This window comes from Chryseobacterium scophthalmum (genome assembly GCF_900143185.1).
Classification (GTDB): Bacteria; Bacteroidota; Bacteroidia; order Flavobacteriales; family Weeksellaceae; genus Chryseobacterium; species Chryseobacterium scophthalmum.
Window position 1 is genome coordinate 976,694 of sequence record NZ_FSRQ01000001.1, and the last position, 17,083, is coordinate 993,776.

At 34.8% G+C, this 17,083-nt stretch carries 13 protein-coding genes; 4 read left to right on the forward strand and 9 right to left on the reverse strand.

What is annotated here, in order from left to right; all coding sequences use genetic code 11:
• Positions 1-3: 3 nt before the first annotated feature.
• Positions 4-1,683 (reverse strand): hypothetical protein, encoded by a 1,680-nt coding sequence (locus BUR17_RS04500; RefSeq protein WP_074229148.1) that lies wholly within the window; start codon positions 1,681-1,683, stop codon positions 4-6.
• A gap of 175 nt (positions 1,684-1,858) precedes the next feature.
• Here BUR17_RS04500 and BUR17_RS04505 point away from each other — a divergent pair, with 175 nt between their 5' ends.
• A complete protein-coding gene (locus tag BUR17_RS04505; RefSeq protein WP_074229149.1) occupies positions 1,859-3,220 on the forward strand; it encodes an aldehyde dehydrogenase in 1,362 nt (453 codons plus the stop codon).
• A gap of 36 nt (positions 3,221-3,256) precedes the next feature.
• On the opposite strand, the gene BUR17_RS04510 is transcribed toward BUR17_RS04505, so the two are convergent.
• Positions 3,257-3,832 (reverse strand): thioredoxin family protein, encoded by a 576-nt coding sequence (locus tag BUR17_RS04510; RefSeq protein WP_074229150.1) that lies wholly within the window; start codon positions 3,830-3,832, stop codon positions 3,257-3,259.
• A 77-nt stretch (positions 3,833-3,909) separates the two neighbouring features.
• Between BUR17_RS04510 and BUR17_RS04515 the strand changes: the two genes are divergently transcribed.
• From BUR17_RS04515 to BUR17_RS04525, 3 genes are read left to right on the forward strand one after another with little or no spacing between them, the layout of a single operon-like run.
• A complete protein-coding gene (locus BUR17_RS04515; RefSeq protein ID WP_074229151.1) occupies positions 3,910-4,788 on the forward strand; it encodes a lysophospholipid acyltransferase family protein in 879 nt (292 codons plus the stop codon).
• Positions 4,789-5,778 carry a glycosyltransferase family 2 protein gene (locus BUR17_RS04520; RefSeq protein ID WP_074229152.1) on the forward strand — a complete coding sequence of 330 codons (990 nt, stop codon included), beginning with the start codon at positions 4,789-4,791 and terminating at the stop codon, positions 5,776-5,778. It abuts the gene before it with no gap.
• 29 nt (positions 5,779-5,807) lie between these two features.
• The gene (locus tag BUR17_RS04525; RefSeq protein ID WP_074229153.1) at positions 5,808-6,362 is read left to right on the forward strand and encodes a 3'-5' exonuclease; all 555 of its coding nucleotides are present in this window, start codon (positions 5,808-5,810) and stop codon (positions 6,360-6,362) included.
• A 62-nt stretch (positions 6,363-6,424) separates the two neighbouring features.
• Here the strand turns inward: BUR17_RS04525 and apaG are convergent, their stop codons facing one another.
• The 7 genes from apaG to glgB form a co-directional block, all read right to left on the reverse strand.
• On the reverse strand, positions 6,425-6,811 hold the full coding sequence (apaG, locus tag BUR17_RS04530; protein WP_074229154.1) for a Co2+/Mg2+ efflux protein ApaG: 387 nt from the start codon (positions 6,809-6,811) through the stop codon (positions 6,425-6,427).
• Positions 6,812-6,893: 82 nt separating this feature from the next.
• The gene (gene odhB, locus BUR17_RS04535; protein WP_074229155.1) at positions 6,894-8,138 is read right to left on the reverse strand and encodes a 2-oxoglutarate dehydrogenase complex dihydrolipoyllysine-residue succinyltransferase; all 1,245 of its coding nucleotides are present in this window, start codon (positions 8,136-8,138) and stop codon (positions 6,894-6,896) included.
• Positions 8,139-8,243: 105 nt separating this feature from the next.
• On the reverse strand, positions 8,244-11,057 hold the full coding sequence (locus BUR17_RS04540; RefSeq protein ID WP_074229156.1) for a 2-oxoglutarate dehydrogenase E1 component: 2,814 nt from the start codon (positions 11,055-11,057) through the stop codon (positions 8,244-8,246).
• A gap of 123 nt (positions 11,058-11,180) precedes the next feature.
• Entirely contained in the window at positions 11,181-12,221 is a 1,041-nt protein-coding gene (locus BUR17_RS04545; RefSeq protein ID WP_074229157.1) for an SRPBCC domain-containing protein, read from the reverse strand.
• Between the two features lie 192 nt (positions 12,222-12,413).
• Positions 12,414-13,682, reverse strand: coding sequence for a glucose-1-phosphate adenylyltransferase (locus tag BUR17_RS04550; protein ID WP_074229158.1), 1,269 nt, complete (start codon positions 13,680-13,682; stop codon positions 12,414-12,416).
• Between the two features lie 16 nt (positions 13,683-13,698).
• Entirely contained in the window at positions 13,699-15,105 is a 1,407-nt protein-coding gene (locus BUR17_RS04555) for a glycogen synthase (protein ID WP_074229159.1), read from the reverse strand.
• Entirely contained in the window at positions 15,102-17,051 is a 1,950-nt protein-coding gene (glgB, locus tag BUR17_RS04560) for a 1,4-alpha-glucan branching protein GlgB (protein ID WP_185116682.1), read from the reverse strand. The genes BUR17_RS04555 and glgB overlap by 4 nt, the downstream gene beginning before the upstream one ends.
• Between the last annotated feature and the right edge of the window lie 32 nt (positions 17,052-17,083).

Consider the following 17,083-nt stretch of genomic DNA (forward strand, 5'->3'; position numbering starts at 1 on the left):
AAATTAATCCGGACAAGTTTGATTATTAAAACATTTCCAACCTGTAGAAGTTCCATTAATATTGATTTGAAGGCAGTTTTGAGTGAGATTGTAAACCATCATCCCTTCTTTTAGATCTGCTACAGGAATTAAAGAAACTTCTGCATCCGTTAATCGATTCAAAACAAAACCTTTGGTCTTAGATTCTAAAACCATCCAAGCTCCTTTTCTTACTGCAGGCCAATTTGCATCTCCCGATTCTGCTCTTCCCAACGCGGTAATTCCAACTTTTGAAGGAAGTACTGTTCCTGTATTTGCAGCAGGTTTGTAACAAGTAGAAGTTCCGGGAACAGTTATCGTAACAATGGCTGTATCACAATTGGACGGATTGGCTTGCTGGCAGATCTGATATTCTAAAGTATAAGTTCCTGAAGGAGTTCCTGCATTAACTTCCACTTGCCCATTCGCAGTATTTAAATTAATTCCGGAATTGGAAGTTGAAACCTGAGAGATGATAACATTCGTTACAGTTGCTTGCGCTCCACCGAATGTTTCAAAATCATTATCTAAAACAATCCCAGTGGAATTATTACCTGCCGCAATAGTATACGCATCATCTACTGCCATTGGAGGTAAATCACCATTAATTGTCGGACAAAATCCAGGCATAAATATAAGAGGTGCGCTACAACTATTTGTTGAAGCACAGTCATACGTAACATTGGCAAGAAAAGAAGGATTGCTGTTTATAAAAACTGTACCGGGATCAGAAACTCCTGTAGTTCGTTTAAAATCTAGATTAGGCCCGATCACCGAATTATTTACCTGTATTGCATTTCCAACTTCTATATATCCTTTTTTTGATGAAGAAGAAGGACCATGAAATGCGGCATTTCCTCCTTGATACTGATTTATAGAAAGTTTTCCTTCGTTATAAATAATAGCATCTGCGGGAGCATTATTCATATTTCCGGTAGAAGTAAAAAGTCCGTAATTATGAATTTCGCTGGAATTTCCCGACATATTAATATCACCTCCGACTGTAAAAAAACCGGTATTATAAACAGCTCCTCCATTAATATTGAATCCATTATTAGAAACAATCGTTCCGCAATTGATGTAAACACTGTTTTCATTATTACTATAATTTCCGGTCAGCTGAATGAGCCCTCCACCTTCATTTCTAAATTTAGTCACCGAAGAATTACTCATATTAACATTGCCGTTGATATTTAAATTCCCATAATTATCGATGTTATTATTAGTATTGTCTCCAAATTGTAAAACACCCAGTTCTATAAGTCCTTCGTTTAAAATAATATTCTGTTGCCCGTTTAACGTAAGATTTCCATTTCCGGAACCTACAGATATATTTCCACTATTAAAAACATGTATATTAAGATCGGCAACTGTGGTAACTGTTTGATCTAAAAGAAGTGTTCCATGCACGTCAAAATAAATCATCACATTATTCACTCCTGCAATATTGTTCACGAATTCAACCGTAACTCCGGGCGCAATACATACCTTTACATTGGAACCAAAAGTGGGATTATTAAACGTTGTATTAGTAGTAAAACAAACAATTTCATTATCCGGAAAATGAAAATTGGGGTTGGTAGGATTTGTAATTGTACATCCTGTACATTGGGATTTTAAAATATAACTTATTAAAAGAAAAGTTAGTAGTAGAATTTTTCTCATCTTAATAATTTGGTGAAATAAAATTAATAACTTTTTTATCACAAAACAATGATAAAATATAAATTTTCATTAATAAAGTGTCTTTTTTAATTATGAATAAAATATTGGTAAGCTTATTGTAAATATTTTTCATTCAACAAAACAGATAAGTACATTAAAATTTTCAATTTAACTTATGGAAATTCAGGAAATTGTATCACAGCAGAAAGCGTTTTTCAAAACACAGCAAACGAAAAATTTAAGATTCAGAAAAATGTATCTTGAAAAACTTCGGGATTTGATTTTAGAAAACGAAAACCTTTTATATGAAGCGATTTATAAAGATTTCGGAAAATCAAAATTTGATACATTTACCACAGAAATTTCATTTGTTTTAAATGATATTAAATATTATCTAAAGAATTTAAAATCACTTTCAAAACCCAAAAAAGTACGAACAAATCTTGCTAATCAATTCGGAAAAAGCAGAATTCACAACGAACCTTTAGGAAATATTTTGGTTATTGGAGCCTGGAATTATCCTTATCAGCTTTCGTTATCTCCAATTGTTGCAGCTTTAGCAGCCGGAAACTGCTGTATCTTAAAACCCAGCGAAATTGCCGAAAATACAATGAAAGTGATGGCAAAAATCATCAATGAAAATTTTCCACCGGAATATTTATACGTTTATGAAGGCGGAATTGACGAGACCACAGAACTTTTAAAGCTCAAATTCGATAAAATATTCTTTACTGGAAGCACAAAAATCGGGAATATCGTTTACAAAGCTGCAGCAGAAAATTTAACTCCGGTTGTTCTGGAATTGGGAGGAAAATCACCTGCAATCATTACTAAAGACGCTAATCTTGAAGTCGCTGCTAAAAGAATTGTTTGGGGAAAATTTTTAAATGCCGGACAAACCTGTGTTGCTCCGGATTACTTATTGGTTGAAGAATCTATACAGGAACAGTTTTTAGAAATGCTGAGAAAAAACATTCAGCAATTTAAATATGAACCTCAATCTGAACATTATACAAAAATCATTAATCAAAAAAATCTTCAGCGATTAATAAAGCTTATTGAGCAGGATAAAACTTATTTTGGAGGAAATTATGATGAAGAAAAACGATATATAGAACCCACAATCTTAACAAATATTAATTGGAAAGATGAAGTGATGCAGGAAGAAATTTTCGGTCCTATTTTACCCGTCATTTCTTTTACCAATTTTAATTTGATTTTAAATGAAATTATAGAACTCGAAAAACCTTTGGCCGCTTATTTATTCACCAATAATTCTGAAGAAAAAGAAAATTTTAAAAATAAAATCTCTTTTGGCGGAGGTTGTATTAACGACGTGATCATGCATTTAGGAAATGAAAACCTTCCGTTTGGTGGCGTTGGAAATTCCGGGATCGGAAATTATCACGGAAAATTTGGTTTTGAAACCTTTTCACATCAAAAAGCCATTTTAGAAAGAGCAACCTGGGGCGAACCGAATATAAAATATCCGCCTTATTCTGAGAAAAAGCTAAGCTGGATCAAAAGATTTCTTTAAATAAAAAAACCGAGAAAATTTCTCGGTTTTACTTTTTTATGATTTCGGAGCCCATTGGTTGAAAAATGCTTTCGTTTTTTCCAAACTGTAGCCTTTTCCTTCTTCCAGAACGTCACTTTGTTGTACATGAATCATTTTGCCCGTTTTATCTAAAACAATAAAAACAGGATACCCGAATTTCTCTCCAGGATTTCCGTATTGACTAAAAACTTTTTCATTTTTATTATCCGGAGAATAATTTAAATGATAATAAAGATAATTTTTATCTACAATTTTCTTCAATTCCGGAGTTGTCTGTACATATTGGTTGAATCTCAAACACCAGATACACCAGTTTCCTCCCGCCTGAATCATAATATTTTTTCCTTCTTTCTTAGCCTGAGCTACAAGTTTATTGATATCAGCCTGCGCATCTGCTTTAGAATCATAAGGCTTGGGCAGCTTTGCTTTTTCTTCTGCCGCAGCTTTTTTCTTCGCTTCCAGTTCTGCTGCATCACTTTTCACCAACAAAGCTTTATCGTTTGAATTTTTAACTTTTGTTGGTTGATGTATCTTCTGTGCAAAAGCTAATGTGCTTAAGGCAAGAAGAGCTACTAACGACATTTTTTTCATACTTTAAAAATAAAAATAATAGTTATTACCAGCAAAAATGAAACCATATTTTTTTTATCACTAAATTTGCATACTTTATGAATCTTCTGATAAAAATACTTTTCCTGATTTCTAAGATGCCGCTAAAAATATTATATATTTTTTCGGATATTATCTTCTTTTTAAATTTCTATTTTGTAGGCTACAGAAAGAAAATTATTACCCAAAATCTAAAAAATTCTTTCCCTGAAAAAACAGATCAGGAAATTAAAGAAATAAGGAAGAAATTCTATTTAAATTTCTCAGATTATTTAGCAGAAACAGTAAAATCATTTAGTATTTCTGAGACCGAAACGCGTGTAAGAATGCAGCATATTAATCAGCATTTATTTCACGAGGCTAAAGCTGAAGGTAAAAATATCATTCTGATGGCGGGACATGTTTTCAATTGGGAATGGATGAATGCTTTGGCAACATTAACTCCGCAAAAAAATTCACATCCGGTTTACAGAAAAGTAAACAGCAGCTTTTGGGAAGATCAGATGAAGAAAGTCCGTAATAAATTCGGAAATGAAGCTCTTGAAGCCAATGAAGTGATTTTAAATATTTTCAGGAACCAAAACGACGGGGAATCTATTTATATGTTTGTGGCAGATCAAACTCCGCATGTTGCTCACGTCAATTATGGTTTAAAATTTTTAAATCAGCGAACTCCTGCTTTTATCGGTTATGATAAACTGGCAACAAGAATGGAGCTGATTTTTATTTACTGTGAAATGAAGAAGGTAAAAAGAGGTTTTTATCAGGTTAATTATCACAGAATTTATCCAGATGGAGAAAAGTTTGTAAAGAATGAAGTGGTAAGAAAATTTCATCAGCTGCTTGAAAATACCATCAGAAAAAACCCGGACAACTATCTTTGGTCACACAGAAAATGGAAATATCAGGATTCTATAAAAACTTATGACGGCGAATAAATGATAGAAAATTCTAAAAATATTGCCGTAGCAATCTTAAACTGGAACGGTAAAAACTGGTTACAAAAATTTCTTCCGAGCGTTATTCGTTTTTCTGAAGAAGCTGAAATATACGTTATCGATAATCATTCGACAGATGATTCTGTTGATTTTTTAAAACAAAACTTTCCTACTGTAAAAATTGTAATTAATGATAAAAATTATGGTTTTGCAGGCGGTTATAATGAAGGTTTAAAAAAAATAAATGCGGAATATTACTGTCTTCTGAATTCTGATGTAGAAGTGACAGAAAACTGGATTAACCCTGTTTTAAATTTATTTGAAAAAGATCCTTCAATTGCTGCGATTCAGCCTAAAATTTTATCTTTTAATAATAAAAATTATTTTGAATTTGCCGGAGCTGCAGGTGGTTTGATCGATAATTTAGGTTATCCTTACTGCAGAGGAAGAGTTTTTGACGATGTGGAAGAAGATAAAGGGCAATACGATGACGAAACTGAAATTTTCTGGGCTTCAGGATGTTGTTTTTTTATCAGATCAAAAGATTTTTGGGAACAGAATGGTTTTGATCAAAGATTCTTTGCGCATCAGGAAGAAATTGATCTTTGCTGGAGGTTAATCAATTCCGGGAAGAAGATATTTTATACCGGAAAATCTGAAGTTTATCATGTTGGTGGCGGAACTTTAAATAAGCAAAGCGCACAAAAAACATATTTAAACATCAGAAATAATCTTTCAATGATGCTTAAAAATTTGCCTTTTCCAAAATTGATTGGGTTGATTTTTTTCAGGTTGTGTTTAGACGGAATTGCATCTTTATACTTTGCTTACAAAAACGGATTTTCACATCTTTGGGCAGTTGCAAGAGGACATTTTGGCTTTTATGCTCAACTTCCTGAAACAATTAAGCGCCGTCAAAAGCATCAAAAATCAGAATATTACCAAACAAAGTGGCTTATTTTTAAGCACTTTTTAGGAGGTAAAAAATAATATCAATCATCACTTATTATTAATAATTTATGGACTTCTGCGCATTAGATTTTGAAACCGCCACTCACGAGAAGCATTCTGCCTGTGAATTGGGAATCTGTATTGTTCAGGATTCTAAAATCGTGGAGACCAAAACATGGCTGATAAAACCGCCAAGTTACCCTTATTTTCATCAGAGAAACATTGATGTACACGGCATTTTACCGAGTGATGTAAAAGACGCACCAAGGTTTGATGAAATCTGGTATGAAGTACAGGATATGATGTACGGAACTTTGATGATTGCTCACAATGCAAGTTTCGATGCAGGAGTTTTAAAGGGATGTCTTGATTATTACGGAATGTTTACCCCAAAATTGAATTATCTCTGCAGTATTCAGTTAGCCAAAAAATCTTGGAATTATCTTCCGAAATATGGCTTAAAACATCTTGCGGAGTATCACGATATTCAGTTTAAACATCACAGAGCCGGAGATGATGCAGAAGCTTGCGCAAGAATTTCGCTTTTAGCTTTTGAAAAACTGTTTCTTACCAGCAATGATGAGGTTTCAGAGTTCATGAAGCAGAAAATTAAAATGCTTTAATCTTTGAATTTCCACTCAAAAAATTCTCTTATTTAGATATTTTAAAATAATTTAGGTTTAATTTAATTGCTTAAAACCTCAGACACCAAATTAAATTTAGGAATATCTATTTCAAACTGCTCTTTGGTATATAAGTTTTCAACCAAATATTTTCCGCTCATATTTCCTACGCCTGAACGCAGCATCACATTCGAAAAATAAGCAAAGTTATTTCCGATTTCTACATCGGGAGTCAGTCCAATCACACCATCACCTACAACTTCTGTAAACCCAAACCCTACATCGAAAATAAGCCATTTTCTTTTAAGGACTTTAATCGGGAAATCACCATCGTTTTCAATCACAATGTTATACTTAAAAACGTAACGGTTTTCTGAAGGATAAGAGTTCATACTATCATATTCAGGGTCTACCGAAACTTTGATATTAGAAGTAATTTTAGAAAACATTTCATTCAATTTAAAACATTAAATACAAAAATCTCGCCTTTTTCAAGGCGAGATTGTAGATATATATCTATTTAAAAAAATATTATAATCCTAAGCCTTTTCTTTCGTCTCCACCCAATAGAATTTCTACCGGATTATCGATCCCTTCTTTTACCGCAACAAGGAATCCTACAGATTCTTTACCGTCGATAATTCTGTGATCGTAAGACATTGCAACATACATCATTGGTCTGATTACAACCTGTCCGTCAACCGCAACCGGTCTTTGGATGATGTTGTGCATTCCTAAAATTGCAGATTGTGGCGGGTTAATAATTGGCGTAGACAACATGGATCCGAAAGTACCACCATTTGTAATAGTGAAAGTACCACCAGTCATTTCGTCAACCGTAATTTTACCGTCTCTTACTTTGATAGCCAAATCTTTGATGTTTCCTTCAACGTTTGCGAAAGACATGTTTTCAGCATTTCTCAATACAGGAACCATCAATCCTTTAGGACCTGAAACTGCAATTGAAATATCGCAGAAATCATAATTAATTTTGAAATCTCCGTCGATAGATGCATTTACATCAGGATACATTTGTAATGCTCTTGTAACCGCTTTTGTAAAGAAAGACATGAAACCAAGTCCTACTCCGTGTTTTTGAGCAAATTCTTCTTTATATTGCTTTCTTAATCTGAAAATCTCAGACATATCAACTTCGTTGAAAGTTGTCAACATTGCAGTTTCGTTCTTTACAGAAACTAATCTCTGAGCGATTTTTCTTCTAAGAACTGAAAGTTTAGTTGTTGTAGTAGATCTTGCACCTGTAGCTGTTAAAGAGCTTCCTCCCATTGCAGGAACAGCAGCTAATTCAGCATCAGATTTAGAGATTCTTCCGTCTCTTCCAGAACCTGAAACCTGAGCAGCATCAATTCCTTTTTCGTCAAGAATTTTCTTGGCAGCCGGAGAAGGAGTTCCTGTAGCGTAAGACTGAGGAGCAGCCGGAGCTGGTTTTGGAGCTTCTACTTTTGCAGGTTCAGCAGCTTTAGCTTCTTCCTGTTTTGGAGCTTCAGCAGCAGGAGCAGCACCTTCCGGTTTAGCTGCAGCCATATCAATTAAACAAACAACCTGACCTACTTGTACCACATCACCTTCTTCAGCTTTTAAAGTGATAATACCACTTTCTTCTGCAGGTAATTCTAAAGTTGCCTTGTCTGAATCTACTTCAGCGATTGGTTGATCTTTTTGTACATAATCACCATCTTTTACAAGCCAAGTTGCAATTTCAACTTCTGTAATTGATTCTCCCGGTGAAGGAACTTTCATTTCTAAAATTGACATATCGTATTTTTTATTTTTTTAATTGATATTTATTAAGACTTTGAGAAAATAGATAAAAGATGAAAGACTAATTTCTAACCTCTAATTTCTAGTTTCTATTTTTTATTAAGCTGTTACTGGTCTTTTAGCCGGAGCATCGTCTCTGTCGAATACTCTGTTGATTACAGCATTTTGATTTTTTTCAAACATTTTGTGACTTCCCGGAGCCGGTGCACCACTTGGTACCGGAGAAACAACCTGAATTCCTGTATCTCTGAAATTTCTTAAGATATAAGACCAAGCTCCCATGTTTTCTGGTTCTTCCTGAGCCCAAATGATTGATTTTCTGTTATCATATTTAGCAAAAATAGCTTCGATAGCATCAGTTTGAAGCGGATATAACTGCTCGAATCTTACCAATGCAACATTTTCACAATTTAATTCTTCTTTTTTAGCTAATAATTCGAAGTATAATTTACCTGAACAAAGAACTAATTTTTCAACTTTTGCAGGATCTGCAGTAGGATCATCTAAAATCGGCTGGAATCCTTTGTTTGAGAAATCTTCAAGCGGCGAAACCACTTTCGGATGTCTTAATAAAGATTTTGGACTCATCACGATCAATGGCTTTCTGAATGCCCATTTCAACTGTCTTCTCAATAAGTGGAAATAGTTTGCCGGAGAAGTAATATTCGCAACAACCATATTCTCATTAGCACAAAGCGTAAGGAATCTCTCCAATCTTGCTGAAGAGTGTTCTGCACCCTGTCCTTCTGAACCGTGAGGTAACAACATTACCAAACCGTCCTGAATCTTCCATTTTTCTTCTGCTGCAGCCAAATACTGGTCAACAATAATCTGAGCTCCGTTGACGAAATCTCCGAACTGAGCTTCCCAAATCGTTAAAGTATTCGGAGATGCCATTGCATACCCGTAATCAAATCCTAAAACTCCGTATTCTGAAAGGTGAGAGTTGAAAACATCAAATCTGCTTTCTGAAACTTCTTTTAAAGGAACATATTCTTCTTCTGTATCCTCAGTTTTTACAACAGCGTGTCTGTGAGAGAAAGTACCTCTTTCTACATCTTCACCAGAAATTCTTACGTTGTGACCTTCCACAAGAAGTGTAGCATAAGCCAACCACTCTCCAAGAGCCCAATCTAAAGAGTTTGCCTCAATAGCTTTGATTCTGTTATCGAAAAGTCTTGTAATCTTATTGATGAATTTTTTATCAGCAGGAAGTGTTGACATTTTAATTGCCAATTCTTTCAGCTTAGCTAAGTCATATTTTGTGTCAACAGCATCTTGTACAGCTCCTCTTTTTGCAATCGGGAAATTCGTCCAGTCATCTGCCATGAAAATATCCATCACATTCTTTTCGATTTCCTTAGAAGCATCAAAGTCTTTATCTAAAAGCGCTTTGAATTCTGTTTCCATTTTTGCAATTACATCATTTGACGTAACGTTGTCTTTCAACAGTTTATCTTTATAGATCTCTCTTGGGTTCTGATGTTTTGAGATTAATTTATACAAATTAGGCTGTGTAAATCTTGGCTCATCCCCTTCGTTATGACCATATTTTCTGTATCCTAATAAATCGATATAAACATCTTTACCAAATTTAGCTCTGAAATCAGCAGCAAAATGCATCGCATGAACTACCGCTTCTGCATCATCTGCATTTACGTGCATTACAGGAGATTCTGTTACTTTCGCAACATCTGTACAATACGTAGAAGATCTTGCATCCATATAATTGGTTGTAAATGAAACCTGGTTATTTACAACAATATGAACTGTACCTCCCGTTTTGTACCCGTCCAAAGTCATCATCTGAGCAACTTCGTAAGCAATACCCTGACCTGCCAATGCACCATCACCATGAATGATGATTGGTAAAACTTTAGAGTAATCTTTATACTTATCGTCTACTTTTGCACGACAAATACCTTCTACCAAAGCAGCAACAGTCTCTAAGTGAGACGGGTTTGGTGTCAAATTAATTGCAACCTCTTCTCCTGAAGCTGTTTTTATTTTTTTAGATGAACCTAAGTGATATTTTACGTCACCAGAGAATACATCTTCTTCAAATTCTTTTCCTTCAAATTCTGAGAAAATCTGCTTGTAAGATTTCCCGAAAATATTGGTTAAAACATTTAATCTTCCTCTGTGAGCCATCCCCAGAACAACCTCATCAACTCCTAACTGAGAAGATCTTGAGATCAACTGATCCAAAGCAGGAATTAAAGTTTCGCCACCTTCCAGTGAGAATCTTTTTTGCCCAACAAATTTTGTATGAAGATAATTTTCAAACGCAACCGCCTGATTTAATTTTAATAAAATTTCAGTTTTTTCGTTCGCCGAAAGAATTGGGTGGTTTTCGTTTACCTGAAGCCACTGCTTGATAAAGTCTTTCTCCTGAACGTTGTTGATGTGCATGTATTCCACACCAATAGAATCGCAGTAGATGCTTTGCAAGTGTGTAATCAAATCCTGTAAAGTTGCAGGACCTTTCATACCTGTTTCAACAGCGCAGTTGAATTTTGTATTTAAATCAGACTTGTCAAGTCCAAAATTTTCAATATCCAAAGTTGGCGTATAATGCCTTCTTTCACGCACCGGATTGGTTTTTGTAAACAAGTGACCTCTCGTTCTGTAAGCTTCAATAAGGTTTACCACCTTAAATTCCTTCTTGATGTGCTCCGGAACTTCACCGTTTGAAGCCGCCTGAGAAATCTGCTGCACTGCAGGTGAAGATTTCACCGAATTTTGCACGTACTGGATGCTTTCGTCATCACTGTAGTTCTCAATGGCAAAATCAAAGCCTTGAAAAAAGGCTTTCCATGATGGTTCTAAAGAGTCAGGAAATTTTAAGTATTGTTGGTATAAATCCTCAATTAACTGAGAATGAGCTGCGTTTAGGAATGAAAATCTGTCCATTATTACAGTTTATCTATTATTAAATTTTGTTTAACGTATTAATCTTCAAATTTAATAAAAAAAACCGAGTTGGGATAACCTCAAAACCTTAAAAAAAATATAAAAAAGAGAATTGGGAAAAAATCATCTGTAAACAGAGAGAGAAAGTTTCATATTAACATCCTGACCTTCCACAGGCGGTTCTATAAAAGTCTGATAAACATCACCATAGCGCATTTCATCTTTCTTTGCTTTTTGTATAAGTTGCTGAATTGCTTTTATTCTTGCCGGATAAGATCCTTTGAAATACATTACATAATTTTCTGTTGGGCTCACAGATCTGAAACTGAAATTATTATCTGAAATTCCAATTTTTTTTGATAATGGAATTCCGAAAAAATAAGATACCTCATTGTCTTTAAAATTATCGGCATCGGTAATAAGAACGGGATACCCCACTTCATCACTTTTTTTACCTAGATCCATCGTCACGAAATTATTTATTTTGTTATAATTCATGACAATATTTCTGTACAAAGCATCTTTTTTATTAGAAGTACTTACATTTACTCCCAAAATCATTTTCTCCTCTTCCTTTTCCACCATAAGACTGTCATATTTTATGGCAGCCAGCTGGTTATCTTTTTCTACTTTATTTCCTAAAACATTTTTAAGATTAAGCATGCTTTTCTCGATGTTATCAGCAAATTTATCTTCCGTCCAAAAATTCTGAGCTCTTGATAAAACTGATAACTTCGGAGTATGAACATACCAAGTGATCTTTGTTTTTTCAGCAGAAACTGCGGTAAATTTCACATCAATTAAAGTAGGATTTTCATCTTCATCTTCGAAAAGCTGATACCTCAACGTTTTGTTTGGGTTTTCGTAACGGATAAACATTTCGCCACCATCGTCGCTTTTAGGATCATTATAGCTGATTGCACTTCCTTTTCCTTCGTAAGGTGTGTAATAATCAATCGTAATGGTTTTTGAGCTGGAGAAAAAATTATTCCAACGGGTGAAATTCTGTAAATTATTAAACTGATTGAAGACCTTTTCTAAAGGATAATCTACTTCCTTCTCTATCGTAAATTCTTTACTTTCATCTACAAAATAATACATGGAAGCCGCATAAGCTCCCACTAACAAAACTATAATAACCGCTATGATTTTGAAAAAACGCATCGTACAAAAGTAATACAAATAAAAAAAGTGACCAATATCTTGATCACTCTTGTTTTTTATTTTTGATGGATGATGGAAGCTTGATGGCGGATGTTAATATGCAAATATTTAAGTTTTGATTAATAACAACCAAACTTCAAAGTTATAATCTCTCAAAACATCCATCTTCCAGCATCAAACTTCTAACCTCTCTTATCCAATGTGAGTTCCAGGAGGAAGTATCGCACCTTTTTTCACGACAACAATTCCATCCTGTACCGAATGTGTTCCGTAATCACCGTCCTGAAGATGTTTTCCGCCAATAATTCTTACATTATCACCGATGAAGCAGTTTTTATCTAAAATTGCTTTTTCAATGTAGCAGTATTTCCCGATTCCCATATTAGGTAAACCTTTTCTGTCATTATTTACAATTTCTGTAGTATTTTGATAAAAATCAGCTCCCATAATATAAGAATTTACAATCGTACTGCCTTTATCAACTCTTGTACGGTTTCCAATCACAGAATTTTCAATTTTATCTGCCATAATAATACATCCGTCTCCGAAAACAGCCTTGCTTACATACGAACCGTTCACTTTTGATGGCGGAAGCATTCTTGCACGCGTAAAAATTGGTGCTGATGAAAAAAGATTGAACTGTGGAAAATCGTGACACAAATCTAAGTTGGCTTCGTAGAAAGATTCAATGGTTCCAATATCCGTCCAGTAACCTTCATATTGATAACTTAACGTAGTGTATTTCCCTATAGAATTTGGGATAATATCTTTTCCGAAATCATCTCCCGCTCCATCTTCAAACATTTTTTTAAGAATGCTTTTAGAGAAAATATAAATTCCCATTGAAGCTAAAAACTCTTTTCCCTTCATTTTATTCTCGTCTGAAACTTCAGACTGTAAGCCTTCAAGTTCATCAAATCCTGGCTTTTCTACGAATGAAGTAATGTTTCCATCATCATCAGATTTTAAGATTCCAAAACCTGTTGCATCTTTTGCGTTGACAGGAATGGTTGCAATCGTAACATCACCTCCATTATCGATATGGAAATCGAGCATTTCATTAAAATCCATCTGATACAACTGATCTCCTGAAAGAATAAGAATATACTCATAATCGTATTTTTCAAGATGTTTCATCGATTGGCGAACCGCATCTGCAGTTCCCTGAAACCAGCTGTCACTGTCAACATTCTGCTCTGCAGCCAAAATATCTACAAAACCTTGACTGAAAATATCAAAGTGGTAAGAATTTTTAATATGCGAGTTAAGAGAAGCCGAATTAAACTGAGTCAAAACTAGGATCTTATTTAATCCTGAATTCAAACAATTCGAGATCGGAATATCTACCAATCTGTATTTTCCTGCAATCGGAACAGCGGGTTTAGACCTTGTATAAGTCAATGGAAAAAGCCTTGTTCCTCTACCTCCTCCCAACACAATAGAAATAACGTTGTGTTTCATAAATATCTGCGTTTTTTTAATTTTTATATAATGTTAAATATTTTTCAGCTGATTTTTCCCAGGCAAAGTCAAATTTCATATTAGACAAAACCAATTCATCCATTTGTGCTTTGTTTTTGTAAATATTCACACCACGACTCATCGCGTGAATAATATCGTCAACTCCGGGATAGGTAAAATTCAAGCCGGAACCTCCTGTTGTAATATCTTTTACAGTATCTCTCAATCCACCTGTATAACTCACGACAGGAACAGTCCCATAACGCATTGCATACATCTGATTGAGGCCGCAAGGTTCAACTCTTGAAGGCATCAACAAAAAATCTGCCGAAGCGTAAATTTTATGAGAAAGATGCTCTTTATATCCAATATCTGTCGCAAAATTTGAATAAACTGAATCTAATTCTTTCAACTGTTGTTCTATGTAAGCATTTCCTGAACCGAGAACGATAATATTCAAACCTCCAAAACTCTGCTTAATGCTTCGCCAAATTAAATCAGGAAGCAAATCTGCACCTTTTTCAGTAGCAAATCTTCCGATAAAAGCAAACAAAGGAAGTTCAGGATTTAAACCATATTCTTTACAAAGCTTAGCCTTGTTTTTCTTCTTTATTTTAAGCGCATTCTTACTATTAAAATTAAAATCGATCATCGGATCGGTTTGTGGATTCCAAACATCGGTATCAATCCCGTTGATAATTCCATAAGCTTTAGAAAATTCTTCTCTTACCAAACTTTCAAGGCCTCTGAAACTTACAAACAGTTCTTCAAGATACCCTTCGGAAACCGTTGTAAAAGCACTACAACACTTGATCATACTCGCCAAAGGATTAATAAATCCATTCCAGTCGAGAAGTCCCCATTTGTGATGATCAAAAGGAAGCATATAATTGACCATATCCCAACTCATCATTCCCTGATATTCTCCGTTGTGAATCGTTCCTATGGTTTTTACACCTTTTAAAAATTCAAACTCTTCACAATTTTCTATCATAAAAGGAACCAAACCGGTGTGGTAATCATGACAATGCAACACATCAGGACGAATTTTCATCGCCGTTAACCAATGTAAAACTCCTTGCTGAAAAGCTAAAAACTGAAAACTTTCATCTTCATAGCCGTATGGATTTTCACGATCGAGCAAACCGGGAATTTTCACCATAAACAATTCAAATCCCAAAACATCTGTAGTTTCTTTCATTACCTGAACCTGAAGCATATTGGGACCTTGATGAATAAACCCATCAAAAACCACTTCAAAATCATAATCGTACACAAAATGTTTATTGTACCAAGGCATTACTACTTTTGCGTTGACCTCTTTTATTTTGTTCTGATATTTTGGCAAAGCACCGACCACATCTGCAAGTCCGCCAACTTTTGCTACGGGATAACATTCTGTACTGAGGTGAAATATTGTCATTTTTTGTGTTGTTTAATCCTATTTAATTTATACTTTTTATCTTTTCTCTGTCTTAAAACAATTCCGGAAAGCGCAGGAAGATTCAGGCTTATTGATCTTGGGCGATTCATCCATTCATCATGATCTTCTCTGAAAATATTCGCCTCAACTCCGCTTCCACTGTATTTTTCATCATCAGAATTCAAAACTACTTCCCAGTGTGTTCCTAAATTTACGCCAACTTTATAATCTAAAACATTTGGGGTAAGATTTAAAATGACCATAAAAACATCATCCCGTCTTTTTCCTTTCCTTAAATAAATATATACAGAATTTTCTTTATCATTAGCTTCAACCCATTCAAAACCATTTTGATCAAATTGATTTTCAAAAAGTGCTGTTTCGTTCTTATACAGATGATTCAGATCCTTCACTAGAGTCTGCAAGCCTTTATGAACCGGATATTCCAATAAATGCCAATCTAAGCTCTGTTTAAAATTCCATTCATTGGTTTGCCCGAATTCATCTCCCATAAACAATAATTTTGCTCCTGGATGCGTAAACATATAAACGTATAAAGCTCTGAGATTAGCAAATTTCTGCCATTCATCGCCTTTCATTTTATAGATCAGACTGGCTTTTCCGTGTACCACTTCATCGTGCGAAAGCGGAATCATATAATTTTCATTATACATATACATCGAAGAAAAAGTCAGTTTGTTATGATGATGTTTTCTATTGATTGGATCTTCTTTAAAATAAAACAAAGTATCATGCATCCAACCCATCATCCACTTCATACCAAATCCTACTCCGCCTTCGTGGACAGGTTTTGTCAGCTTTGGAAAGTCTGAACTTTCCTCGGCAATGGTCATGATATTATTTCCAAATTCTTTATAAACTGCTGTATTAAATTCCTGAAGAAAAGCTTTTGCTTCAAGATTTACATTTTCTCCATAAATATTCGGTTCCCATTCACCTTCATTTCTTGAATAATCCAAATGAAGCATCGAAGTTACTGCATCAACCCGAAGTCCGTCTGCGTGATAACGATCGAGCCAGAAGACAGCATTTGAAATTAAAAAAGATTTCACTTCATTTCGTCCGTAATTAAAAATATAAGATTTCCAATCGGGATGAAACCCCTTTCTGGGATCTTCATGTTCATATAAATAAGAACCGTCAAAACGATGCAATCCATTTGCATCACCCGGAAAATGCGAAGGAACCCAGTCTAAAATAACGCCAATATCATTTTTATGAAGTTCATTAATTAAGAACATTAAATCTTGCGGAGAACCAAAACGAGACGTTGCCGCAAAAAAACCGGTAATCTGATACCCCCAACTCGGATCATAAGGATATTCCATCACAGGCATAAACTCTACATGAGTGAAACCCATTTCATTAATATAAGGAACCAGTTTCGAGGCGATATCTCTGTAATTAAGAAATTTTTCAGGATTGTTTTCGTTTCGTAGCCACGAACCTAAATGTAATTCGTAAACGGAAATCGGAGCATCTAAACTATTTTTTTGCCAGCGTTTTTCTTGCCATTCCTGATCTCCCCATTCATACCAATTGGTAGAAACCATTGATGCAGCCTGGAGATTTTGTTCCCAACTTAAAGCATATGGATCACTTTTTTCTAAAATTTTCCCCTGTACAGTTTCTATTGCATACTTGTAAAGTGTACCCAAGGAAAGTGCAGGAATAAAGCCTTCCCAAATCCCGGATTGATCCCATCTCGGAAAAAGGATGTGTTCGCGGTGATTCCAGTTATTAAAATTCCCGATAACGGAAACTTTTTTAGCATTCGGAGCCCAAACCGAAAAATAAACCCCTTTTATTCCGTCTTTCTCAACAGAATGAGCACCAAACTTTTCGTAGAGTCTGTAATGTTTACCTTCTTTAAAAAGATAGACATCATGATCCGTAAAAAGGGTGTAGGTTTTTACAAAATTCATCATAATCGGTTTTGGTCTACATCATCATAAAC

Excerpts from the sequence above, each read along its gene's own strand:
- BUR17_RS04525 (WP_074229153.1), top strand. The coding sequence starts at position 5,808 with ATGGACTTCTGCGCATTAGATTTTGAAACCGCCACTCACGAGAAGCAT.
- BUR17_RS04555 (WP_074229159.1), bottom strand. The coding sequence starts at position 15,105 with ATGACAATATTTCACCTCAGTACAGAATGTTATCCCGTAGCAAAAGTT.
- odhB (WP_074229155.1), bottom strand. The coding sequence starts at position 8,138 with ATGTCAATTTTAGAAATGAAAGTTCCTTCACCGGGAGAATCAATTACA.
- glgB (WP_185116682.1), bottom strand. The coding sequence starts at position 17,051 with ATGAATTTTGTAAAAACCTACACCCTTTTTACGGATCATGATGTCTAT.
- BUR17_RS04505 (WP_074229149.1), top strand. The coding sequence starts at position 1,859 with ATGGAAATTCAGGAAATTGTATCACAGCAGAAAGCGTTTTTCAAAACA.
- BUR17_RS04550 (WP_074229158.1), bottom strand. The coding sequence starts at position 13,682 with ATGAAACACAACGTTATTTCTATTGTGTTGGGAGGAGGTAGAGGAACA.
- BUR17_RS04540 (WP_074229156.1), bottom strand. The coding sequence starts at position 11,057 with ATGGACAGATTTTCATTCCTAAACGCAGCTCATTCTCAGTTAATTGAG.
- BUR17_RS04515 (WP_074229151.1), top strand. The coding sequence starts at position 3,910 with ATGAATCTTCTGATAAAAATACTTTTCCTGATTTCTAAGATGCCGCTA.
- BUR17_RS04520 (WP_074229152.1), top strand. The coding sequence starts at position 4,789 with ATGATAGAAAATTCTAAAAATATTGCCGTAGCAATCTTAAACTGGAAC.
- BUR17_RS04545 (WP_074229157.1), bottom strand. The coding sequence starts at position 12,221 with ATGCGTTTTTTCAAAATCATAGCGGTTATTATAGTTTTGTTAGTGGGA.
- BUR17_RS04510 (WP_074229150.1), bottom strand. The coding sequence starts at position 3,832 with ATGAAAAAAATGTCGTTAGTAGCTCTTCTTGCCTTAAGCACATTAGCT.
- apaG (WP_074229154.1), bottom strand. The coding sequence starts at position 6,811 with ATGTTTTCTAAAATTACTTCTAATATCAAAGTTTCGGTAGACCCTGAA.
- BUR17_RS04500 (WP_074229148.1), bottom strand. The coding sequence starts at position 1,683 with ATGAGAAAAATTCTACTACTAACTTTTCTTTTAATAAGTTATATTTTA.